20 protein-coding genes are annotated in these 22,244 nt (G+C 56.1%); 4 read left to right on the plus strand and 16 right to left on the minus strand.

Translation table 11 applies throughout. The features are described from left to right. Positions 1-32: 32 nt before the first annotated feature. The 5 genes from ACWFVE_RS07975 to ACWFVE_RS07995 form a co-directional block, all read right to left on the minus strand. The gene (locus ACWFVE_RS07975) at positions 33-1,298 is read right to left on the minus strand and encodes an alginate lyase family protein (RefSeq protein ID WP_447528744.1); all 1,266 of its coding nucleotides are present in this window, start codon (positions 1,296-1,298) and stop codon (positions 33-35) included. Between the two features lie 29 nt (positions 1,299-1,327). After that, positions 1,328-2,158 (minus strand): polysaccharide lyase, encoded by an 831-nt coding sequence (locus tag ACWFVE_RS07980; protein ID WP_447528745.1) that lies wholly within the window; start codon positions 2,156-2,158, stop codon positions 1,328-1,330. A 43-nt stretch (positions 2,159-2,201) separates the two neighbouring features. Continuing rightward, complete coding sequence (locus ACWFVE_RS07985) at positions 2,202-3,659, minus strand: HlyD family efflux transporter periplasmic adaptor subunit (protein ID WP_447528746.1); 1,458 nt, start codon at positions 3,657-3,659, stop codon at positions 2,202-2,204. 211 nt (positions 3,660-3,870) lie between these two features. Beyond that, on the minus strand, positions 3,871-5,451 hold the full coding sequence (locus tag ACWFVE_RS07990; protein WP_447528747.1) for a glycosyltransferase: 1,581 nt from the start codon (positions 5,449-5,451) through the stop codon (positions 3,871-3,873). A gap of 8 nt (positions 5,452-5,459) precedes the next feature. Further along, entirely contained in the window at positions 5,460-6,806 is a 1,347-nt protein-coding gene (locus ACWFVE_RS07995; RefSeq protein ID WP_447528748.1) for a UDP-glucose dehydrogenase family protein, read from the minus strand. Between the two features lie 961 nt (positions 6,807-7,767). On the opposite strand from ACWFVE_RS07995, the gene ACWFVE_RS08000 reads away from it, so the two are divergent. Together ACWFVE_RS08000 and ACWFVE_RS08005 are read left to right on the plus strand one after the other, a co-directional pair. Beyond that, entirely contained in the window at positions 7,768-8,166 is a 399-nt protein-coding gene (locus tag ACWFVE_RS08000) for an antitoxin Xre-like helix-turn-helix domain-containing protein (protein WP_447528749.1), read from the plus strand. Continuing rightward, entirely contained in the window at positions 8,160-8,867 is a 708-nt protein-coding gene (locus ACWFVE_RS08005) for an RES family NAD+ phosphorylase (protein ID WP_447528750.1), read from the plus strand. Before ACWFVE_RS08000 ends, ACWFVE_RS08005 begins: the two co-directional genes overlap by 7 nt. 1 nt (position 8,868) lies before the next feature. Here the strand turns inward: ACWFVE_RS08005 and mntR are convergent, their stop codons facing one another. The 5 genes from mntR to ACWFVE_RS08030 all read right to left on the minus strand — a co-directional run bounded on the left by mntR (position 8,869) and on the right by ACWFVE_RS08030 (position 12,918). Then, entirely contained in the window at positions 8,869-9,345 is a 477-nt protein-coding gene (gene mntR / locus ACWFVE_RS08010; RefSeq protein WP_447528751.1) for a manganese-binding transcriptional regulator MntR, read from the minus strand. Between the two features lie 181 nt (positions 9,346-9,526). Next, positions 9,527-9,874, minus strand: a complete 348-nt coding sequence (locus ACWFVE_RS08015) for a P-II family nitrogen regulator (RefSeq protein WP_447528752.1) — start codon at positions 9,872-9,874, stop codon at positions 9,527-9,529. 36 nt (positions 9,875-9,910) lie between these two features. Further along, a complete protein-coding gene (locus ACWFVE_RS08020) occupies positions 9,911-10,675 on the minus strand; it encodes a DUF1538 family protein (RefSeq protein WP_447528753.1) in 765 nt (254 codons plus the stop codon). Then, positions 10,672-11,433: a DUF1538 family protein gene (locus tag ACWFVE_RS08025; protein WP_447528754.1), complete on the minus strand. Its 762-nt coding sequence runs from the start codon at positions 11,431-11,433 to the stop codon at positions 10,672-10,674. Before ACWFVE_RS08025 ends, ACWFVE_RS08020 begins: the two co-directional genes overlap by 4 nt. 90 nt (positions 11,434-11,523) lie before the next feature. Then, positions 11,524-12,918 (minus strand): GntP family permease, encoded by a 1,395-nt coding sequence (locus tag ACWFVE_RS08030; RefSeq protein ID WP_447528755.1) that lies wholly within the window; start codon positions 12,916-12,918, stop codon positions 11,524-11,526. A 220-nt stretch (positions 12,919-13,138) separates the two neighbouring features. On the opposite strand from ACWFVE_RS08030, the gene ACWFVE_RS08035 reads away from it, so the two are divergent. Beyond that, positions 13,139-14,485 (plus strand): Na+/H+ antiporter family protein, encoded by a 1,347-nt coding sequence (locus tag ACWFVE_RS08035; protein ID WP_447528756.1) that lies wholly within the window; start codon positions 13,139-13,141, stop codon positions 14,483-14,485. 66 nt (positions 14,486-14,551) lie between these two features. On the opposite strand, the gene ACWFVE_RS08040 is transcribed toward ACWFVE_RS08035, so the two are convergent. The 6 genes from ACWFVE_RS08040 to ACWFVE_RS08065 form a co-directional block, all read right to left on the minus strand. Continuing rightward, positions 14,552-15,289 carry an RNA methyltransferase gene (locus ACWFVE_RS08040; protein ID WP_447528757.1) on the minus strand — a complete coding sequence of 246 codons (738 nt, stop codon included), beginning with the start codon at positions 15,287-15,289 and terminating at the stop codon, positions 14,552-14,554. Positions 15,290-15,560: 271 nt separating this feature from the next. Then, positions 15,561-15,839, minus strand: coding sequence for a hypothetical protein (locus ACWFVE_RS08045; RefSeq protein ID WP_447528758.1), 279 nt, complete (start codon positions 15,837-15,839; stop codon positions 15,561-15,563). Between the two features lie 80 nt (positions 15,840-15,919). Beyond that, positions 15,920-17,602, minus strand: a complete 1,683-nt coding sequence (gene ltrA, locus ACWFVE_RS08050; protein ID WP_447528759.1) for a group II intron reverse transcriptase/maturase — start codon at positions 17,600-17,602, stop codon at positions 15,920-15,922. Between the two features lie 1,027 nt (positions 17,603-18,629). Next, positions 18,630-20,273, minus strand: a complete 1,644-nt coding sequence (gene groL / locus ACWFVE_RS08055) for a chaperonin GroEL (RefSeq protein ID WP_447528760.1) — start codon at positions 20,271-20,273, stop codon at positions 18,630-18,632. A 59-nt stretch (positions 20,274-20,332) separates the two neighbouring features. Next, positions 20,333-20,626 carry a co-chaperone GroES gene (locus tag ACWFVE_RS08060; protein ID WP_447528761.1) on the minus strand — a complete coding sequence of 98 codons (294 nt, stop codon included), beginning with the start codon at positions 20,624-20,626 and terminating at the stop codon, positions 20,333-20,335. 236 nt (positions 20,627-20,862) lie between these two features. Next, on the minus strand, positions 20,863-21,345 hold the full coding sequence (locus ACWFVE_RS08065) for an FxsA family protein (RefSeq protein WP_447528762.1): 483 nt from the start codon (positions 21,343-21,345) through the stop codon (positions 20,863-20,865). Positions 21,346-21,469: 124 nt separating this feature from the next. Here ACWFVE_RS08065 and ACWFVE_RS08070 point away from each other — a divergent pair, with 124 nt between their 5' ends. Further along, a complete protein-coding gene (locus ACWFVE_RS08070) occupies positions 21,470-22,231 on the plus strand; it encodes an SDR family NAD(P)-dependent oxidoreductase (RefSeq protein WP_447528763.1) in 762 nt (253 codons plus the stop codon). Positions 22,232-22,244: the final 13 nt, after the last annotated feature.

Raw genomic sequence — 22,244 nt, forward strand, 5'->3', positions numbered from 1 at the left:
TCCCTACTGTTCTTATGTAGCGTGGTGACTGTTTAGTTGCCCAGACCCCGAAAAGCCTCGGTATCCTGACGCTGCTCGTCCATGTGGATATGCTCTTGGGCGTCGGGGTCCATGAAGTAAAGAGTGACGGGGCCTCCCGCGCTGCGATTGTAGGTAGGCCGTAACCGAGTAATGAAACTGGCCATATCCGGATGGTCGAAGTGCGAAAGGTAGATCTCCATCCATGTGAAGTACTGGGGGTCACGCAAAAAACCGGTGTACTGTTCGCGGGGCGCGTAATCGCCCAATGCTTCGGGGTCGTTAAGGATCTTGAGCAGGTAGTCGACGCCTTCCTGAATATTGCTGTTCTCATACTCCAGATTGAAGATGTCATAGCCTTGGCGATGGATGATCTGCATATTGGGGATGAGATAATTGAGTGCGTAGTTCTGGTAGTGAGTAGCGCGTCGTCCGCGGCGCACCTCGAGGGGGAGGGCGCCTTCCTCGGTCATGTCGTTTAAAGCCGAATAAATGGCCCCCACACCAAAACGAAACAGGTCGTTGTCTTCGACAAGAACGCCAATCATGGTGGCGTAAAGCGCGCGACGATATAAATGGTTGTTACAGCAACTCTCCTGCACAAAGCCTGGTACTGCCGAGTGCTCCAGGGCCAAGCGCTGCAACCATTGTTCAATGATATCCCTTTCTTGCTCTAGGCCGTCGATGTAAGGGCGCACGATAGAGTAAGCCATGCCCGCCGCGAACAGCATCGATTCGGAGGCAAACCAGGTTTGCGGCTGCGACGATTCATAGACGAAGTCCGTCATGGCTTCGGCCTCGGCCCAGTGGTGCAAGTAATGCACCAGGCATTCGCCGTAGTAAATATCGCCACTGGCCACGAACGCACCGGCAAGCTCCGATACGCTATCCTCGAAGGCGAATAGTGGCCTGGTCGCCACCTTCCATTCTGCAGGATTGGGATAGAAACCGGGTATCGCGCCCCGGGTGGTGATGGGCTCTACGTTGATTTTTTGACGGCAACTGGGGCCCATCGAGAACTCGTCTTTCAACTGGAGCAAAATGGTGCTGTCGGTTTGCTCGAGCAGCGCCATACGTGCTTCTACGTCAAAATAACTGGCGTTGGTATCAGTGACACGATAGTCGGAAAGGTCAAGGTTTTGCCGCTCTTCAGTAGAGAGCGTCTCGTCCAGGTTCACACTAGCCGACACAACAGTACTACCCATTGCCACCAGGGCAACGGGCAATGCAAATAGAAACTGGGCGGAACGCCCTTTTGCTAAGCCAAGAGGCATGATCATTATTGCTCCGAAAGCGTGACGGCTCGCGCTCAAGCTCCTGGGGTATAGAAGCGGAACTCGGCAAAATCCACGTACTGGTCGCGGGGCGTGCGCCAGCCTTCTCCCGTGCCACCAAAGAAAGTGGAAAACATCAAACCATCGATGGTGATATCCGGCGTGGTACGAAAGACGATGTTTTTCTGTTCAAGCACGGGCTGACCGTCTATCCAGATCCGAGCCACACCGTTCTCTTGTTCAGGGTCGTTGAGTTGAATTTCCTGTTCGATGGTGACCCATGAGCCGGTCGGGTAACGCCAGTAGCCGCGACCGACCGATTCTCCCTCGAAGTCGACCACGTAAGGGTAAAGCTCGCCTTTACCTTCCTCGCGCCACATCAAGCGCATGGAGAAACCGTGTTCGCCATCGACGTTATCACCGCCGGAGGGGGCGTCACCGCCATAAAGCCCCGGCAATTTGCCGCCTTTTACGAAATCGAAGTCGGCAGGGAAACGCAGCTTGTAGCTCAAACAGGCGCGCTCGACGTTTTGAAACGAAGCGGGGTCGCTGTAGAAGCCGGCGCCACCGAGAGGCTTTTCCCCGGGTGAGGAGCTGCCCGCGGGATAGCGAACACGCAGGCCTGCTTCATTCAGGCCGTTGTCCTGGGAGGCCAGGTACGCCACGTTCTCTTCGGTACCCCAGTGTCGTGTGGTATCGAACGCCTGACGAATGGCGTTATAGGCATCTTCGGTGGGCGCCAGGCTCGGGGCTTCCGTCAGGGCGTAGCGCTGAGAGCAGGGCGCTTCCTGGGGGGTGCTGAGCACGGCATTTTCGGCCTGGTCAGCTTGGCTTGCCGAAAACGGCAGCAGCGCCAGCACACTCACTAGTAGAGGCGTGTATCGTAACCCGTTAAATGGCTTTGAGTATTTACCCTTCAGTGTTGACGGCATCGGTATCGTTCCAGTAGTGGTTGATTTCATCCCGGATCGTGTCATAGAGGTCGTGGCTTGTCTGCGAGATCCAGTTCACGCCTTGCCATGTCTTTTCTGAGGCGATACTCAGCAGCTGTGTTTCGCTAAAGCGAACGTCGATCGGCTGGCCCACGCTTTCTGGCGGCAAAGGCTCCTCGGGAAATAGCAGTACACTGGCCATGTTTTGCTGCTGGCGTACCCAGCTGGGGAAACCGGCCCGGGGCTGCGATTCGATATCAAGGGCGACGTTGCGCACCTGAGCGCGAATCGGCTGAGTGGCATTGGGCAGCGTGACGTAGGCCTGCTGATTGGGCTGGATGCGGCTAATGTCATCCATGTGCACCAGCGCCTCGACCATCACGTCACCTTCATCGGTACGCACCAGGGTCATGATCGGGTCGCTCTCGTTGATGTAAACGCCCGCGGCACTACTCAGCGCCCAGGCAACGAGGCAGTTGCAGGGGCTGTATATCTCGTTGCTGGCCTGAACGCCTTTGAGAGCGGCGATGCGCGAGTTCTCGTAATCGCGTACCTGCTCGAACTGTTCGATACGGGCCTCGGCGATCGCCGGCGAGACTGTCTCGAAGGTGGTCGTGTCACCGCTGGCCGGCCGTGCGGAGTTGGCCAGACTGATCTCTTGGGCATTCTCCTCGAGAGAGCCTCGCAGGTTCTCGATCAGTCGATCGTTATAGCTGATGGCGGCTTCTGCCAAAATCAGGTCCGATTCGAGATCGCTGTCCACCACGTTGGTCAATAGCTGGTCACGCTCGACCCGGTCCCCCGCGTTTAAGTCGTGCTCGCCAAGTATGCCGGGGCTAGGGGCGCGGATATCGATGCGCGGTGCCGTTACAGCGGCGAAGCTTGGCTCGATCAAGACGAAATTACGATAGGCGGTCGCTGCACCTACCAACACCAACAAGGCGATCGCAAGAAACAGGAGAATGTAGCGCCCGATAGGCTTGGGTGCGCGCTTGGAGGGCGTTGTTCTGGTGGCCTGACGCTTGCGTGGCGTCTGTGGGTCTTCGCTGGCCATCTGGCCTTCGATATTGGGCGCACGGCCACTCAACCAGCTGCGAATGATTTGACGTAGCGACTCCTGATGCTGCGGGTCCATCTCGGTGAACTTGAATCTGACATCGAATCCCTTGCCGCTCTTTCGGGGAGTGGTGTCAAGGCATTCGGCCTTGGCCGCCACAATGACGTCAAAGCTGCCCGCTGCCATGATCAGTGACGCGTCAACACGCTCGCCAGGCTCAAACGCACGGCTACTTTGGGCAGAAAAGCCGCCCAATGAGACATCGTTGCCGTCAAGCTCGGTATCGCTATCGGCGAGGACCACGCGAAACATGGTCGGAACCCGGATATAGCCCCTTTCGTCGCGCTTCTCATGCTGGAGTGAGTTGTCCTGGGTCATGCGTTCATTTTCTTGATTGACACGTTCTGAGGATGCATCCTGGTTCGTCCGTTTTTGCTGTTCGCCGAGAGTGGGTTCGTGCCAACCGTGGTCAGCTTTTGAATGATCATCTTGCATCCGTAGATTGTTCCTTGCGTCAGGGATGAGTCGTCGACACCTTGCTCAGGTCGCCTTTTATAAGAAATAGTCAGTAGGCATCTACTGGATCGGATTACTGGGCGTCATTGCCTGCCCCCCATAGCTGATCGATAGCGATATGCATCGAAGCCCGATCCGGAAGCAGCGTGTCGCCGGTTGAGAGCACCAGGATGAGGAGAAGCGCGCCATAGAAGAGACCATGTAACGCATGGCCGATGCGTCGCTGTTTGCGCACCGCGACCGGATCGTCCGGTTCGCCCGCCGAGATGCCTTGGCGCGACCATTGCTGACGATTGAAGCGAAAGCTGACATAGGTCTTGAGGATCGCGCCCCACACCTGGTTGTAATAAATCAGCGGAATCCACAGCCAGCTGAACCGCCCGCGTTGCCACGCCAGAATCGACACGGCAATGCCACGGGTAAACATGATCCAAAGCACGTAAGTGAAGAAAAACGAGGGGCGTATGAAAAGTGTGACCAGAATGACCACCGTTGGGCCCACCAGGGTGGTCCACATGGAGATGCGCTGGTCGACCAGGCTCCACCAAGGGAACATCCCCATGGGGCGCGGGCCCAGGGCGATTGCGCGATTGCTGATGCGCAGCATGTTGCCAAACCAGCGCCGCATCAAATCGGTGGATGATGCAAAGAAGCGATGCCGGTTGGGCAGCTCCTCGAATCCCGTGACAAAAACATCGGGAACGTAGACCATGGACCAGCCGTTTTTCAGCAGCCAATACCAGGAGGATTTATCGTCACCTGACAGGAACTTGAAACTACCAAATCGCCAGTGATCGACATGGTCGTTCTCGATCAGTTCGATGAAGTCCGGCTGAATGGCGAGGTCGGTGCGAAAAACGCTGTAGCGGCCTGTGAGGACCAGTAGGCGCCGGGAGATCGACATCGAACTCATCATTAGATGGCGCTGTGCATAGCGCAGGTCGTACCACTCCCGAGTGACGTCATCGCCCGTTACCTGGGCACGGTTGTTGGTCGTCAGCGCCCCCAGATCGTCCTGGGCAAGAAAGAAGGAAACCGTGCGTGACAAGGTGTCGGGCTCGATGAGGATATCGCCGTCCATCGAAATCAACAGCGACCCCGGCGTGGGCATGCTCCTGGAGATCGCCCGCAGCACCTCGGCCATGGCCGAACGCTTGCCGTCTCCTTTCTGAAACATGTAGCGCACGTTAACGTTCTGTGGCCAGTCATTGTCTTCCAGAACGTGCGTGATGATATCCACGTCGGTACGATCCGAAACAGACGCGAAAATCGTCGTCGGCACCCCGTATTGATGGGCTTCCCGTATCAAGGCATCGTAGACCTGAAAGTTGACACGCTCATCGATACGATAAGAGGTGCAAAGCACGTACAGCTCAGAGGGCTTGTCGTGGCGTCCGGCTTCGTCCGCTTCGGCACGCAAGCTCGGAAAGACGACCCGGTTGTACAAAAGCGAGCGAACAGCCTGTACCGCCCACCAGGAGTAGCGCCAGATGGCAATCGCGCCGATGATGAAAAAGAAGCTTTCCGACTCGGGCGAGAGGACATCGGCCGGCAATTGACTAATGGCGAAGACGAGCAGGGCCAAACCGAACAGGAAGGTGGTTAGTTCCGTTATACGGCTGGCCGAGGAATGCTTGTGGCGATTAGCGAACATTGAAGGCCTCAAGCTTGGACGGCGCGTACGGAGTCACCCCGGCCAATGGCGTAGTAGGCAAGCCCTGCCGCTTTGACGGTATCGGGATTGAAAAGATTGCGCCCATCGATGACGACGGGTTCGAGTAACGTGTTGCGCAGTCGCGAGAAGTCGACGGTGCGAAAGGCTCTCCACTCGGTGCAGATGACCAGCGCATGAGCGCCTTCCAATGTATCGTCGCGTTGCTCGGCAAGAATCAGATCATCGCGCTCACCGTAGAGGCGACGGCACTCGTTGCTGGCCTCCGGGTCAAACGCCTGTACGCGCGCGCCAGCGTCCCACAAGGCTTCTATCAAGGTCCTGCTGGGGGCCTCTCGCATATCATCGGTGTTAGGTTTGAAGGCAAGCCCCCACAAGGCGATGGTTTTGCCCGCCAGTTGACCATCCAGGGCCTGAGAGAGTTTGTCGAACAGCGTGCTCTTCTGGCGCGTATTGACCTGTTCCACTGCCTTGATGACATGAGCGGGCTGGCCGATGTCGTCGGCGGTATTGGCAAGTGCCCTGACATCTTTGGGGAAGCAGGAACCACCGTAGCCACAGCCGGGGTAGATGAAGCTGTAACCAATGCGCGGGTCGGACCCGATCCCATTGCGAACCTCTTCGATCTCGGCGCCCAAGTGCTCGGCGAGGTTGGCGACTTCATTGATGAAGCTTATCTTGGTCGCAAGCAAGGCATTGGCCGCGTATTTGGTCAATTCGGCGCTGCGCACACCCATGAACATCAGCTTGTCGCGCTGACGATTGTAAGGGCCGTAACACTCCCGCATGGCGTCCTTGACGCGCTCGGATTCGGTACCGACGATAATACGAGAACCGCGCGAGAAGTCTTCGATCGCTGCCCCTTCCTTGAGAAACTCCGGGTTTGAGCAAACGTCGAAATCCAGCGTGAGGCCTCGCTTTTCGAGCTCGGCAGCCACCGCATGCTCCACCTGAGTGGCGGTACCTACGGGCACGGTCGATTTGTCGACGATAACCGTGTAGTCATCCATGTGCTGGCCGATCGTCTGGGCGACCTTGAGTACGTACTGAAGATCGGCACTGCCATCTTCGTCGGAAGGGGTGCCCACCGCGATGAATTGTAGCGAGCCGAATTTGACCGCCTCTGCCGCATCCGTGGTGAAATTCAAGCGCCCAGCGGCTTGGTTCTCGTGAATCAGGCGCTCCAGGCCCGGTTCAAAAATCGTTACCTTGCCTGCTTGCAGACTGGATACGGTATCCGGGTTGACGTCGACGCAGATAACTTCATGACCGACATCGGCCAAGCAAGCGCCCGTTACGAGGCCCACATAACCACAACCGAAAATACTAATCTTCATGTTCCCTGCTACTCCTTGTTTGATGAATTGCTTTATTTTATATATCTAAAGTTACCGGTAAAAGTCAGCATGCTCATCTCAAAGGTTGAGCATGCTAGTCGTTCAGCTATCAATGAATTAATTTATTCTTATATTTATAGTTTCGATAAAAGATTGGCTACATGGTGGTATTGATTTTTAATATTTTCAAGGCTTGTCACGAACCGAGTTGGGAAAACGGTTAGGACGATTATTGGTTGGGCGAGTTATTTTGATGGTCTGGTGTCGATCGATACGAGTCGCATTTTAACGCCATTTCGAGTCGATTAATCGATAGGTGTGAGCGGGCTTTTTGGGGCTTAAAGCCCGTCGTGCTGGTCCTTTTGCGATATGACGGCTTCGTTGGCAAGTGTTAAATATATTGAGAGTTGTATGGCTGCCTTGATGCAGAAAAAATAGGCCATCGAGTTGTTCTGTTCTTTGCCGAATAAAATTATTTGCTTAATGTATGTTATTAAAAAAGAAAGTTCGTATATCAATCGTTCCTTAATAAATAAAAATCATTGGTTAACTTATGTTGTTGAAGGATGATGCGGTTATATCGTTTTAGATGTGAATTTTAAATTAAGCAGCCTATTTTTTAACTTGAGTTATTTACCGGTTTTTAAAATTAAGTCAACGCGATATTTTTAACTTCGGTTTTTCTTTTTTCTATCTTTATATTCTCGTTCGTTGAAGCGCGCGCGCCGCCACTTCTTTAAAGTGTCATTACGCATTTGATTAAGGATCGTCATGAGAACGCTTTCAGAGGGTTTTTTAGCCTTATGGTGCTGCTGGCGCTATTCTCCAAACTGCCGGGGGTAGGCCGGGTTGACATGGCGCGAAAGGTAAGTCTGAGCGAGTGACCCTAAACAGCGTCTCGATATATTTGCAGATACTTTATTAAAGGATTAGTATTTATAAATAATAGTTGAGGATGGTCATGCAAACAGCCCCTGAATTAGCGAACAACAAAGCCGCCGCCGCGGTCGGTTTGAAGGCCGCGGTCCGCATTCTGGATAAATGGCAGGCAAGCGGTGAGCAAGGCGAAGCGATTCTACGAGTTTCGCACTCGACCTACGCCCGGGCGCGGCGTGGGGAGCTTGCCGAAATCAAGCTCGACAGCGACCAGCTCACCCGCATCAGCTATCTGCTCAATATTCACGCGGCGCTGCGTACCCTGTTTGAAAACCCGGAGAACATCTACGGGTTTGTCTCCATGGCCAATCATAACCCTTACTTTAATGGCCGTACGCCGCTCGAGGTGATCGCAAGTGGCGACTTCGCCGCGCTTTACGAAACGTTCAAGCGCATCGATAGCCTGCGAGGCGCCCAGTGGTAGCGGTCGAGGTGCTGGCGCAGCGCGTGCCCAATCGGGTCGAAGGCTACCGGCTGATCAATAGCAAATTCCCGCCGATCGCACTTTTCGACGACGTGGCCGATGCGGATGAGTTCGAAGCGCTTTTCAAGCTTCAGGCGCTGACCAATCCCCGCATTCGCAACGAGTTGGGTGATTTAGCGCTGCTCCCCGCAGAGGAGATTCCCTTCGGGATTCGCGGGTGTTCCTACGCCGCCGGGGCATTTACCCACGTCAATCCGGATGGTTCGCGCTTTAGCGACGGGCATTTTGGCGTGCTTTATATCGCGGATACGTTAGCCACGGCGATCGCCGAGGTAAGCCACCATCAGCAGGCCTATTGGGAGAAAGTACCCGCGCTTCATTATGAACGCTTCGTGTTTCGAGGACTGCGCTGCACGTTCGATGAGAAAAATTGCCGCGATGGGCTCGCCCTTGAACAGGACCATCCGATTTATGACCCGAACAGCTACCGTGCTTCCCGCGTACTGGGTAGAGAACTTCGTCAGGCCCGGGAACCAGGGCTTCGCTACCGGTCGGTGCGAAATCCCGGAGCGACCTGCTGGGCGCTAATGACCCCACGACATGTGAAAGGTGTCGTGCAAACCACGCATATCGAGATGGTCTGGAACGGCCGACTGACACAGGTCAACCGGCTTTCGGCACTGGCGGGAAAAGAGCAGTAGGCTAGCGGCGGTGCTGCTCGGTAAAGCGCTGCATAATGGCGAGGGTTTCGTCGCTGACGTGGTGCTCCATACCTTCGGCATCGATGCGGGCGGTGCTGTCGGTCACGCCCAACGCGCGCAAAAAGTGCAATACGACATCGTGGCGGCCCCGGGAGGTCTGCGCCATTTTCTTGCCTTCTTCGGTCAAAAAGAGCGAGCGGTAGGGCTGGCTGGTGACAAGGCCCAGCTCGTTGAGACGGCGGATCATTTTTGAAACGGTCGCCTGGCTTACCGCCATGCGATTGGCGATATCCGCTGCCCGCGCTTCACCGCGATGATCGAGCAAGTCGCCAATGAGCTCTACGTAGTCTTCAATCAGCTCGGTTTCATGAGCATTGCGCACCGTTTCGTACTGCCGAGCGTGTTGTTCCACCGGCGGAAGCGCATCGTTGCTATGGCCGCCCCGTAGTGGACGTTGCGGCGTTTGGTCATCACTCATTGGCAAAACTTACTGGCAGTAGATGGAAACAGCGTCATAAAGCTAGCGTATCGCACCGGCGATTGTTAGCCAAGGCTATATTGTTTACCCGTGGCTTTTACCGGCCAATGCCTGCCCCGGCGCATACTAGCATACCCCTAAGGCCTCTAGCGCCGTTCACGGCAGGGCGATCATCCAGGGTTTAGCGCTTGCCTTCACCTGCTGTTAGGGAGTTGATCTGGCTCTGTACGCCCAACGCGTCTTCTACATCCAGTTGAAAGGCGATCCCGGTGCCCGGCGTTTCATCGAATTCGCCCACCCGGGCAATTGCTTCGAGTATTGCCCGGCTTGCGCTCTCCTCGCTTAGAAAAAGCAGCACATCGCGCTGAGCGGTAATCTCCATACCCAGAAAACCATGCACCGGGTGATGGCCTTCGCCGCGGGCGTTGTTGATCACGGTCGCCCCGGTCGCACCGGCCTCGCGGGCGGCGTTCAATACTCTATCGCTCAACTCGTCTTCTACTAACGCGACGATCAGTTTAAAGCGCATGGTAGTCTCCTTTGCGCGCTGCTGTTAACGGTTGGCCTAGCGGCTTTTAGCGCTTTTGCGTCGATAAAGCCACTGGCTGATCTGGGCGTAGCCCATAACGGTCATGATGGGAAACAGACACGCCAGGGCGATCATGCCAAAGCCGTCCGCCAGCGGGCTGCGCCCGGGAATGGCGCCGGCGATCCCCAGGCCAAGTGCCGTGATGATCGGCACGGTAATGGTCGAGGTGGTCACCCCGCCGGAGTCGAAGGCCAGCGGTATGATGGCGCGCGGCGAGCGCAGTGTTTGCACGATCACCAGACAATAAGCGCCCAGAATGAACCAGTGAAGCGGCAAGCCCATGACGATACGCCAAACCCCGAGCGTAATGCCCATGGCCATCCCCAGGGCGACGGCGATACGCAGCATCAAGGGGTTGAGCGTGCCGCCGGAAATCTCGCCCGCCTTGAGCGCCACGGCCATGAGCGCGGGTTCGGCAATGGTGGTGCTTGCACCGATAGCGAAGGCGAACAGGTAGACCCAGTAATAGTCGGACCAGTGGCGCGTAGCACCTGGCGAAAGCGCGGGAAGAAAGTCCGGGTCGGTCAGTTGGATGGCCATGAGCTCGCCCAGTGGAAACAGCGCGCTTTCCAAGCCGACCAAAAATAGCGCAAGCCCCAGCCATACCATGATGAAGCCCACGGCGACCTGGGCCGGGCGCTTGATGGGTTTGCGGATCACGCCAAACTGGAAGCCAAAAATGATCAAAATGATCGGCGCAATATCGATCGACGTACTCCAGAGACTTTGCAGTATCGTCATAGCACGCCTCCTGCCGATATTCCCAGGCTTAGAATGCCGAATACCAGCACGAAGATGATGGGCATGATGGAGGCCAGCGCGATCAGTCCAAAGCCATCGAGCATGGGGTTACGCCCCTTGATGCTGGAAGCAAGCCCTACGCCCAGTGCGGTGACCAGCGGAACGGTAATGGTCGAGGTGGTCACCCCGCCGGAGTCGTAGGCAATCCCGATCAGCGCCTCCGGGGCGATCAGTGTGAGCAGCAGTACCAGCACGTAGCCGGTAATGATCAGCGGCGGCAAGCGCCAGCCCTTGATGATGCGCACCACGCCAAGAATCACCGCCACGCCGACCGACACCGCCACCACCAGGCGAAGCGTCAACGCAAAGCTTGCCTGGGCGCCGGGGTCGATCATGGCGCTTTCGGAAAGTACCAGCGCCGCTCGGGCGGCCACGGCGATAAGCGCCGGCTCGGCCACGGTAGAGCCAAACCCTAGGGCAAAGGCAAAAACGATCAGCCAGTTGATCGAGCCCTTTTTCACGAAGGCATGGGCCAGGCTTTCGCCGAGGGGGAAAAGCCCCAATGAAAGCCCCTTGATAAAAAGCGTCAGGCCAATCAGTACGCAGGCAACGCCCACCGCAAGGTCCGCCAGGGCAATGGTGTCCGGCAGCGGCTGGCGAATGACGACGAGCTGGAAAAAGCCCATCACGAGCACGATCGGGGCAAGATCGCGCAGACTGCTTTTGAGCTGGTGTAAAAGTGATAGAACGAAAAGCATGAAGTCACACTGGGTAGGGCGCGTTGGGCCATATTACCGTGGGCGCGGGTTGCGGGTTTGATATGAAGCAAGCTTTTCGAATCAAGCGTTCTAAAAGCTCCCCAATAACGTGCCCAGGGTGATGACACTGGCCAGTGCCGCGACGGGCAGCACGATAGTGACCATGGCCACGTTGGCGTAGGACTGGCGGTGGGTGAGCCCACAGATGGCCAAAAGCGTAATGACCGCGCCGGAGTGGGGCAGAGTATCCATGCCGCCGGCGGCAAGCGTTGCCACCCGGTGCATCAGTTCCGGGTCGATACCCGCCTGCTGCGCCATGGCCAAATACTCGTCGCCCAGGGTTTCCAGCGCAATCGAGAGCCCGCCGGAGGAGGAGCCGGTGATACCCGCCAGCACGCTCATGGCAAGCGCCTCGGAAATCAGCGGATTGTTGGGCGAGACGTTCAAGACCGCGTCGCGAATGATGGCAAAGCCAGCAAGACTTGCGATCACCGCGCCGTAGCCTACTTCGGACGCCGTGTTGAAAATAGGCAACAGTGAGCCAAATACCCCTTTGTTGACGGTCGCTTTCAGATTGGCCCAGTGGCGCCAGCGCGTCACCATCAGCCAAGCGGAGGCGCTCAATAGGGCAATCAGGATGGCCCAGAGGCCCGCCTGGTTATCCGCGGTGACGTTTTCGAAGGCGGCGTCGATAAAACTCAAATCCAGCGCGGGAAACACACCGTAGGTAAATAAAGCGTTCAGCCCGATCACCATCACTAGCGGAATCAGGGCAAGCGGCAGTGCCATGGTGGCGAGAGTGGCTTCATCAGCGCTCTCTTCGGTCTCTTTATCGGTATGTACGCCGTAGCCTTCGCCAGCTGCTTTGGCCTTGTGCACGCGCGACTGAATATAGGCAATCCCCAGCCCCAGCATGATCAGCCCGCCGATCACCCCAAGGCCTGGGGCTGCGAAGCTGTTGGTGCCAAAGTAAGGAATGGGGATGGCGTTCTGGATGGCGGGTGTGCCGGGCAGGGCGGTCATGGTAAAGGTGAACGAGCCAAGTGCGATGGAAGCGGGAATGAGCCGCTTGGGCACGTTGGCCTCGCGGAAAAGCTCGCGGCTGATCGGGTAGATCGCAAACGCGACCACGAACAGCGATACACCGCCGTAGGTCAGTACCGCGCAGGCCATGACCACGGTCAGTACCACGTGTTGGGTACCCAAACGCTTGACGATACCGTTCGAGATCGAGTGGGCTGCGCCGGAATCTGCCATTAGCTGGCCAAAAAGCGCCCCGAGTAAAAAAAGCGGGAAGAACTGGGTGACGTAACCGCCCAGCGCCTGCATGAAGGTGTCGGTGTAAACCGGCAGCAAAAAGGCGCCATCGCCGGAAAGTAGCACGGCAAGTGATGCCATGAGCGGCGCCAACAGCAGTACCGAGATACCTCGATAGGCCAGTAGCATCAACAGTACAAGAGAAACGATAATCGCCAGCATACTCATGGGGGCGTCTTGGCCTTTGTTGTTAATAGAGTGGACAAGCGAAAAAGAGTAGGCCCGATGTTGCAAAGCAGCAATGCCTTAGTGACTAAAGTTGTAGCGAGTAACGCCGGGACCGGGCGCTGAATTTAGCCTGCTAAAAGCCGTGGGCATCTGCTAATATTCGTCACCTTTAGCGCTAATACCAACGTCCACAAAACCCTTCAAGGCTTTAGGTAACTCGATGAATGCAGTGATTATTGCAGTGCTCGTCATGGTGGCGCTGTCGCTTTTACGTGTCTCGGTGGTCTTCGCCCTGGTGGCGGGCGCCATTGTGGGTGGTCTGGTGGGTGGGCTCTCCCTGGAGGATACCCTGGCTGCGTTCAACGACGGCGTGGGCGGTGGCGCCCAGGTGGCGCTGGCCTACGCCACACTGGGCGCGTTCGCCGTGGCGATTTCCCGCTCCGGGCTTCCCGATATGCTCGCCGAGCGCTTGATTCGACTCTTGGGCAAGGAATCCACCGCGGCGCACCATACCCGGGTCAAGTTTATTTTATTGGGCGCTATCCTGATGGTGGCGATCTTTTCGCAAAACGCCATTCCCGTTCATATCGCCTTCATCCCCATTTTGATTCCGCCGCTACTGGCGCTAATGAACCGCCTTCAGCTCGACCGCCGTGCAATCGCCTGCGCGCTCACCTTTGGCCTGACCGCACCCTATATGTTGTTACCGGTGGGGTTCGGGGCGATTTTTCTCAACGATATTCTGCTCGCCAATTTGAACAGCGCCGGCGAAGCGCTGGGGTTGGAGATCACGCGGGCCATGGTCCCCATGGCGATGGCCATTCCCGTGGGCGGCATGGCGGTGGGCCTTTTGGTGGCCCTGTTTTTCAGCTACCGGGGCCAGCGCCGCTACGCCGATAAAGAGGTCGCGGCCAATAGCTCGCAGGTAAGCGCTACACCAGCCAAACCCCATGCGAAGGGGCTTATCATGTCCGGTGTTGCCATCGTCGCCGCACTAGGCTTGCAGCTTTATACCGGCTCGATGATTCTGGGCGGTTTGGTGGGCATCGGCCTTCTCTCGATGGGCGGCATCTTCAAGTGGCGCGAAGCGGACGACTTGTTCACCAGCGGCATGCGCATGATGGCGCTGATCGGCTTTATCATGATTTCCGCAGCGGGCTTTGCCGAGGTAATGAAGGCGACCGGCGATATCGATGCGCTGGTCAGTGGCGCCTTCGAGCTCTTCGGCGATAACCGGGGCCTGGCGGCGCTGACCATGCTGCTGGTGGGGCTTTTCATCACCCTGGGGATTGGTTCGTCGTTTTCGACCATTCCGATCATTGCTGCGATCTTCGTGCCCCTGGCCGTGCAGTTTGGCTTTTCGCCCATGGCTACGGTGGTACTGGTCGGCACCGCCGCCGCCCTGGGCGATGCGGGCTCCCCCGCGTCGGATTCGACCCTTGGCCCAACCTCCGGGCTCAACGTCGACGGCCAGCACGACCACATCTGGGACAGCGTGGTGCCCACCTTCCTCCACTACAACCTGCCGCTGATCGCCTTTGGCTGGCTCGGTGCGATGTGGTTCTAGGTATCGCTTGCTACGTAAAAAGGCAGCCTCGGCTGCCTTTTTTATGACGCTTTAGTGCGTTATTCGTTATTCGTTATTCGGAAGGTGGGATTCGAACGCGCTTAGCAACCCGCGTAGTAGCGAAAGCTCCTTGCGGCTCGGCTCGGCGCGGGTGAAGAGCGTTTGCAGCTGCTCTTCGGTGCGGGCGTGGGGCTGGGTCAAAAAACCGCTTTGGCGCATCAAGCGGCCCAGATGGTCCTGGAAGTAATCGAGCTGCTCGCGGGTAGGGGGCGTGGCCTCGAGCGGGCGCTGATAGGAAAACTCGCTTCCGGCTCGTTTGCGCCAGGCCCGGTGAACCTCATAGGCGAGTATCTGCACGGCCTGGGAGATATTCAGGATACCGTACTCCGGGTTGGCTGGAATGCTCACCTGATGGGTGCATTCGCGAATTTCGTCGTTGGTCAGTCCCGAGCGCTCGCGCCCGAATACCAGCGCCACCGGCGCCTGCTGGGCATTTTGCACCGCGCTCTGGGCCATCTCATCGGGTTCGTCGAAGTGGGGCAGTGGCAGGCTTCTCAGCCGGGCGCTGGCGCCGATCACCTGTACGCAGTCGCTGACGGCTTCGTTGAGGCCATTCACGACCCGGGCGTTTTCCAGCACATCCGTGGCGCCGGCGGCCAAACGGGTTGCTTCTTCGCTTGGAAACTCCCGCGGATTGACCAGCACCAGGTCCACAAGACCCATGGTCTTCATGGCCCGCGCCGCGGCACCGATATTACCGGGATGAAAGGTTTGAACGAGCACGATACGAATTCGAGAAAGCACGGTAAGAACGACCCAAGTAAAGCCTGAATAAAGCGCGCATGGTAGCACGCTTTGGCTTCCAAAAAGCCGTCTTGCGGCCCCAAACGGCAAGAACCCCGCACAGGGCGGGGTTCTTGTAGACGTCAAACGTCAAAGCGGTGGGGCAAGGGCTGTCGGGTAGCAGCAGCGCATTACTACGCCGCCGCCCCCTAAGAACCGTACGTGCGAGTTTCCCCGCATACGGCTCAAGCCTTTATAAGTCTGACTGTTAAGATAGACCGGCGATCTTGAATCATTCTCCCCAAGAAATTTTCATAGTCCAGCCCAGAGTCCCGGATTCCAGTAGGGTTGAATAGCCATCAGCTTTTAGAACCCTTTCGGCTTCTTCTAGTACTGATTTTTCAACACTCTTCTCATCGAAGATTGCTACGGCTTTAGTCTCCCGACTGCTTCGGCTTCTAGCGTTGATATTGGTATAGATATCATCTAAAACCTTTTCCAACTTCATCGTGGTTACCGATGAACTGGCCTCTCTCGCCTGCTTAGCAGTTAGCCTATTTTCATTGTCCATATTTTCACTCCATAGTTTGTGATAACTACATTGGGGCAGCATCTCCAATCAATATATATAGCAAATATTTTGGATTATGCCTATATGTAGTGTTTAGGACCATTTGAAAATTGTTTTGTGTGCCACTGGCGATGGCAATTGGGATGCAACAACACCAAATTACTCAGCTCGTCACAACCGCCTTTATGCCGCTCCACCACATGGTGAACATTCCACCCGGTTTCCCAGGTGATAACGCTACGGCACATAGGACAGCGTTTATCTTGCCGAACCCAGAGCGTTTGCAGTTTCTTACGACCCTTGGTTGACGCTTTCCAGGAACGCTCCAGCCTGTCCTCGAAATACTGCTCGTCTCTAGGGTCATAAGGGTTCGCTTCCGCCCTGATCTTGGTGTGTCGCACAATCGAGATGTCCTTACTGCTCAACAACCGTACTGGCTTGCCGGGCAGTAAGGCACTCTGGAAAACCCAGTTCTCGCTTTTAACTGAGTGAAAATACTTGTTTTTCACCCAACGTTTTTGGCGATTACCGTGACGCCTACAACTCCAGCGCCATAAGAGCTTCCAGACACGGTAGTCAACATAGCCAAACGTCTCTTTAGCCACCACGTGACGGTGATAGTTCGCCCATCCCAGTAGTACTGGATTAAGCTCCTTTATCAACACGTCTTGTCGTGACGTTCGATTAAGTTTGACGATATCTTTGATTTTCCTTAGGTGTCTTTGCAGGTTCTTACGGCTAGGCTTAATCAAAAGCTTACCGTTGTACTTCCGCAAATTTTGCCCGAGGAAATCAAAGCCTGTTGTAATGTGCGTGACCACAGTCTTGCTGGTCGACAATGTTAGCCCACGCTCTGCCATGAAGGCAGTAACGACAGGTAGAACATCATTTTCTAACAGCTCCTTGGAGATGCCAGTAATGATGAAATCATCGGCGTAGCGCACATAATTAACCTTGGTCTTATAGCTGGCTTTGGTGTTTTTCTTCCCAAAGTGGGATTCAATCACCTTTTCCAGACCATCAAGCGCCAGATTGGCTAATACCGGAGAGATGATCCCGCCCTGGGGCGTTCCTGCCTCTGTCGGATACAATTGCTGTGACTCCATGAATCCCGCTTTCAGCCACTTCTTGAGTATTTGCTTGTCCATCGGGACGTTAGCAAGTAGCCAATCGTGACTGATATTGTCAAAGCACCCCTTAATATCACCCTCCAGCACCCATTCAGCAGAATGCTTACGACTCAAATTGACAAAGCACTGCTCTATCGCATCGGCCGTTGAGCGCCAAGGGCGAAATCCATAGCTGTTACGATCCGCTACCGTTTCCGAAACTGGTTCGAGCGCCAGCAAAAATAGTGCTTGCATGGCTCGATCCCGCATCGTAGGTATCCCTAGTGGGCGGCGTGAGCCATCCGGTTTGGGAATATAGATTCGACGTAATGGAGCAGGGCGGTAAGCCTTACTACCTAGTCTTTCTAATGCCGACCATTTGGATTGAGGAGTACTCCACAATTCGCCATCGACTCCGGGTGATTTCTTACCCCGGTTTTCCGTGACACGCTTAACGGCAAGTGCTTTAGCCGCAAACGAGTGGGTGAGTAGTCTTTGCAAAGCTTTAACCTTGCGCCAACGTTGTTCCCGAGTCGCCTTCGCGATCCGCACCTGTAGCCCTCTCACCTGCCTGTTAACGGCAAACCAGTTGATGGAATGCCAGCTCTCAGGCGGATGGGAGAACGCAGGTACTCTATCGACGTAAGTACTCATCTTGCTGTCCTCCTAAATGCCGTTACGACACTCCTCGGAGAACAAATACATTACTACCCTTACGGGAGTGTATTTGCTCCCGCAAGGGTTGGACAAGAACTCTAGACCACCGAGTCTATACCATTCGTAAAGTCAGCATGGTAGAGCGCTTTGCAGCGCTATCACACGATTAAAGACCAGTTGGACGTGGGCACCGTTTCCGGTAGAGGAACATTTAACCTCTTATTCGCCCCATTACAGGGCGACATTCGCTTTTTCCAACCTCCTAATCCCGCACTACTATCAGCTCGCCTTACGGCTTGCCTGCCATTCTGGCAGTAATACGGGGTTTCCGAGTTCCATATCCTGAACACGAATCACTTAGACCCTGCCTATACACCGAAGACCTGTTGGTAACGTATCCCCAGATGTAAGAGGGATAGCCGGTCTTTCACCTTTTGGTCAAAGCGTGTCAGTAGCTTACGCTTCTTGCGGCTGACGGTGCTTTTAGCAGTTCACTTACGTTGGTCATATGATCCAGCCTAGCCTCTCATTCGCCTGCTACTAGCGAAATCTTCCATGCGCCTCGCGGCGTCATAGAACCTCGAAAGGGAGTACATTGTCAGGACGCTTGGCACCCCACCGTTACCGGTGACGCACTGCCCCTAGACTACTGCTGGTTACACAGCAGGTTCCTCTTGTTCCGGCCCAGCTACATACTGGTTGAGAACATGGAACCATTCAGAATACAGCTTCGCACCGGATAGGTAGCTAAGCCTATTAATAGACACGAATATCCCCGCTACGTCACATCCTCAATAATAAAGATGTTTCAGCGTGTACGAATATCGCCGAGGCGAGAGGTACGAGCAGACTCATACCGGAAAAGGGTATTTACCCTGAGGTAATACCCGATATCCGGACTGAATCAGCCCGAATATCGGGTTTATTAAAAATGCTTCTTGGGCGGTTGTGGTCACTAACCAAATGTTAGTGACCACTTCTAGTGTAGACCGCTAGGCAAGCTACCTATACGACTCTCGTCGCACTACATCATGCCGCCCATGCCACCCATTCCGCCCATGCCACCCATATCCGGGGCAGCTTCTTTCTCGTCCGGGTCGTCGGCGATCATGCACTCGGTGGTGATCATCAGGCCCGCCACGGAACCGGCAGACTGCAGCGCGGTACGCGTGACTTTCGCCGGGTCGAGTACGCCCATTTCAAAGAGGTCGCCGTACTCGCTGGTTTGCGCGTTATAGCCGAAGTTGCCTTCGCCGTCTTTAACACGGTTGATCACGACCGCCGGCTCTTCACCTGCGTTGGTGATGATTTGGCGCAGCGGCGACTGCATGGCACGCAGCGCCATGTTGATGCCGTGGTTCTGGTCTTCGTTGTCGCCGGTCAGGCCCTGTACCTTGGCCATGACGCGAACCAGGGCGGTACCGCCGCCAGGTACGACGCCTTCTTCGACCGCAGCGCGAGTAGAGTGCAACGCGTCTTCGACACGTGCTTTCTTCTCTTTCATTTCGACTTCGGTCGCCGCACCCACACGGATGACGGCAACACCGCCAGCAAGCTTCGCGACACGCTCCTGAAGCTTCTCTTTGTCGTAGTCGGAAGAGGTCTCTTCGATCTGGGCACGAATCTGGCTAACGCGCGCTTCGATGTCGTTTTCAAGGCCGGCACCATCGATGATGGTGGTGTTCTCTTTGGACATGGTCATGCGCTTGGCGGTACCCAGATGATCCAGGTTCGCTTGCTCGAGCGTCAGGCCCACTTCTTCAGAGATCACGGTGCCGTTGGTCAGGATCGCGATGTCCTGCAGCATGGACTTGCGACGGTCGCCAAAGCCAGGCGCCTTGGTCGCGGCGACTTTAACGATACCGCGCATGTTGTTGACGACCAGAGTCGCTAGCGCTTCGCCTTCGATATCTTCAGCGATGATGGCCAGCGGCTTGCCTTGCTTGGCAACGGCTTCGAGTACCGGCAGCAGTTCGCGGATGTTGGAAACTTTCTTATCGACGAGCAGGATGTAGGGGTCCTCGAGCTCGACGGACATGGTTTCCTGGTTGGTAACGAAGTAGGGCGAGAGGTAGCCACGGTCGAACTGCATACCTTCGACCACTTCCAGCTCGTCTTCGAAACCACGGCCTTCATCGACGGTGATAACGCCTTCTTTACCGACTTTTTCCATCGCTTCAGCGATGATTTCGCCGATGCGCTTGTCGCCGTTGGCAGAGATCGTACCGACCTGAGCGATGGACTTGGTGTCGGTGCAGGGTACGGCCATCGCCTGGATTTCTTTGACGGCGGCGTTGACGGCCTGGTCGATACCGCGCTTGAGATCCATCGGGTTCATGCCGGCGGTCACACCTTTCAGGCCTTCGGCAACGATCGCCTGGGCCAGAACGGTAGCGGTGGTGGTACCGTCGCCGGCGGCATCAGAGGTCTTGGAAGCGACTTCCTTGACCATTTGCGCGCCCATGTTTTCGAACTTGTCTTTCAGTTCGATTTCCTTGGCAACGGACACACCATCTTTGGTGACGGTCGGTGCGCCGAAGGACTTGTCGAGTACCACGTTACGGCCTTTCGGGCCCAGCGTAACTTTTACCGCGTTGGCCAGCGTGTCAACGCCACGTGCCATACGTTTGCGGGCATCATCGGAAAACTTGACTTGCTTAGCTGCCATGTTCGTTACTTCCTAAATTGAAAGTGAAAAGATGAAAGTAAATAGTCGAAAAAGTCGAATTAGCCTTCGACGACCGCCAGGATGTCGGCTTCGCTCATGATCAGCACTTCTTCACCGTCGATCTTTTGCTTCTCGACGCCGAAGCCGTCCTTGAAAATCACGTTATCGCCTACTTTTACGTCCAGGGCGCGCACTTCACCGTTTTCCAGGATGCGACCATTACCGACGGCCAGGATTTCACCACGGGTCGGTTTTTCCTGGGCGTTGCCCGGTAGCACGATGCCGCCAGCGGTTTTCTGTTCTTCTTCCACGCGACGAATTACGACGCGATCGTGCAAGGGACGGATATTCATGCTTTCGTTCTCCTGAGTATCGTCAAAGCCCAACGGGCCGTTTTAAATGAATTCTCGCGGTCTTACCCCGAGAAGTGAAGGCCTGCTGCCTTCCTGTCGAAGGCAAAAGCCACTGCTTTTCCCGAAGTCTGTGCTGATTCAAAAAGTGGGGGCTTACGCCTGCCTTTCAAGGGCCTGGAGCCAAAAAATTATCCTAAAGACCACGACTTAAGTCGTGATCGCGGGGGCGGGTCTCACTACCGGCGACCTTCGTCTTCACGGCTAATGAACTCGCCCTCGATGGTGGTGGAGTCGCGTTGACCGCCGCGCTCATCGTTCCAGCCGGTATGAGGCGGCTCTTGTGGGCGCGGGCCCGGCTGTTGGAGCGTGGTTTTCAAGCCAAACCAGGTCAGCGCCTTTGCCATCAGCCGCCTCGCGTTGGGCAGCAAACAAGCAAGTCCGAGCGCATCGGATAAAAAGCCGGGAGCCATGAGCAGGGCGCCGCCGAAAATCAGCGCCGCCCCGGTGAAGATTTCGGAAGAGGGAATTTCACCCGACTGCATGCGCGCGCGTGCGCGGGCCAGTGTCGAGATACCTTCGCGGCGAATGAGGTGCAGGCCGACAAAGCCGGTGAGCACCACTAAAGCAAGTGTGGTGAGCAGGCCGATGTGGCTGCCTACCGAGAAAAGCACGACAAAATCGAGTAGGGTGAAGATCGATATGAAAAGTAATACGGGCATGGCTGCCTCCAGCACTAACGTTAGTACCCTCTATGGTGCCAAAAATTACAATTACAAGCAGCCTCGCGCGCAGCACGGGCAAAAGCCGCGCGCTCAATCATTAATTTGCACTTGGGAACGAGCAATGAATGTAGATCATAAAGTCATCGCGATTACCGGCGGCGCCCGCGGGTTGGGGTTTGCCGCCGCCGAACACCTGGGCGCTCGCGGTGCTCGGCTTGCATTACTGGATACCCAACCCCAGGCGTTGAACGAGGCCGTTGAACGCCTGGCCGAGCGCGATATTCAAGCTAACGCGTTTGAGGTGAACGTCGCAGACGAACGCTCGGTCGAGGAGGGGTTTGCGGCGATCAAGCGTGCGCTCGGCCCGGTCAGCGGGTGTATCAATAATGCGGGTATTACCGACGACGCGATGCTCGTTAAGGTCAAGGAGGGCAAGGTCGAAAAGCGTATGTCGTTTGACGCCTGGCGGCGGGTACTCGATGTGAACCTGACCGGGGCGTTTCTTTGCGGTCGTGAAGCCGCCACCCAAATGATCGAGGCGGGCCACGCTGGGGTCATCGTCAATATCTCGAGTATTTCCAAAGCGGGCAACATGGGCCAGAGCAACTACGCTGCCGCCAAGGCGGGAATTCACGCGTTGACCGTCACTTGGGGTAAAGAGCTTGCCCGTCATGGTATTCGTACCGGAACCGTCGCGCCGGGCTTCGTTTCGACGGAAATGACCGCGGCGATGCGCCCGGATATGCGCGAGCGGATCGCGGAAAGTGTGCCGCTGAAAGCGCTGGGCGAGCCTTCGCATATCGCCCAGAGCGTGGCGTTCATTTTTGAGAACGACTACTTCACCGCGCGTATCATCGAGTGCGACGGTGGTTTGCGCCTTTAACCCGCGCGTGTCG

Source organism: Vreelandella mediterranea (genome assembly GCF_970647075.1).

Excerpts from the sequence above, each read along its gene's own strand:
- ACWFVE_RS07975 (WP_447528744.1), bottom strand. The coding sequence starts at position 1,298 with ATGATCATGCCTCTTGGCTTAGCAAAAGGGCGTTCCGCCCAGTTTCTA.
- ACWFVE_RS07985 (WP_447528746.1), bottom strand. The coding sequence starts at position 3,659 with ATGACCCAGGACAACTCACTCCAGCATGAGAAGCGCGACGAAAGGGGC.
- ACWFVE_RS07990 (WP_447528747.1), bottom strand. The coding sequence starts at position 5,451 with ATGTTCGCTAATCGCCACAAGCATTCCTCGGCCAGCCGTATAACGGAA.
- ACWFVE_RS07995 (WP_447528748.1), bottom strand. The coding sequence starts at position 6,806 with ATGAAGATTAGTATTTTCGGTTGTGGTTATGTGGGCCTCGTAACGGGC.
- ACWFVE_RS08000 (WP_447528749.1), top strand. The coding sequence starts at position 7,768 with ATGCAAACAGCCCCTGAATTAGCGAACAACAAAGCCGCCGCCGCGGTC.
- mntR (WP_447528751.1), bottom strand. The coding sequence starts at position 9,345 with ATGAGTGATGACCAAACGCCGCAACGTCCACTACGGGGCGGCCATAGC.
- ACWFVE_RS08015 (WP_447528752.1), bottom strand. The coding sequence starts at position 9,874 with ATGCGCTTTAAACTGATCGTCGCGTTAGTAGAAGACGAGTTGAGCGAT.
- ACWFVE_RS08020 (WP_447528753.1), bottom strand. The coding sequence starts at position 10,675 with ATGACGATACTGCAAAGTCTCTGGAGTACGTCGATCGATATTGCGCCG.
- ACWFVE_RS08025 (WP_447528754.1), bottom strand. The coding sequence starts at position 11,433 with ATGCTTTTCGTTCTATCACTTTTACACCAGCTCAAAAGCAGTCTGCGC.
- ACWFVE_RS08030 (WP_447528755.1), bottom strand. The coding sequence starts at position 12,918 with ATGAGTATGCTGGCGATTATCGTTTCTCTTGTACTGTTGATGCTACTG.
- ACWFVE_RS08035 (WP_447528756.1), top strand. The coding sequence starts at position 13,139 with ATGAATGCAGTGATTATTGCAGTGCTCGTCATGGTGGCGCTGTCGCTT.
- ACWFVE_RS08045 (WP_447528758.1), bottom strand. The coding sequence starts at position 15,839 with ATGGACAATGAAAATAGGCTAACTGCTAAGCAGGCGAGAGAGGCCAGT.
- ltrA (WP_447528759.1), bottom strand. The coding sequence starts at position 17,602 with ATGAGTACTTACGTCGATAGAGTACCTGCGTTCTCCCATCCGCCTGAG.
- groL (WP_447528760.1), bottom strand. The coding sequence starts at position 20,273 with ATGGCAGCTAAGCAAGTCAAGTTTTCCGATGATGCCCGCAAACGTATG.
- ACWFVE_RS08060 (WP_447528761.1), bottom strand. The coding sequence starts at position 20,626 with ATGAATATCCGTCCCTTGCACGATCGCGTCGTAATTCGTCGCGTGGAA.
- ACWFVE_RS08065 (WP_447528762.1), bottom strand. The coding sequence starts at position 21,345 with ATGCCCGTATTACTTTTCATATCGATCTTCACCCTACTCGATTTTGTC.
- ACWFVE_RS08070 (WP_447528763.1), top strand. The coding sequence starts at position 21,470 with ATGAATGTAGATCATAAAGTCATCGCGATTACCGGCGGCGCCCGCGGG.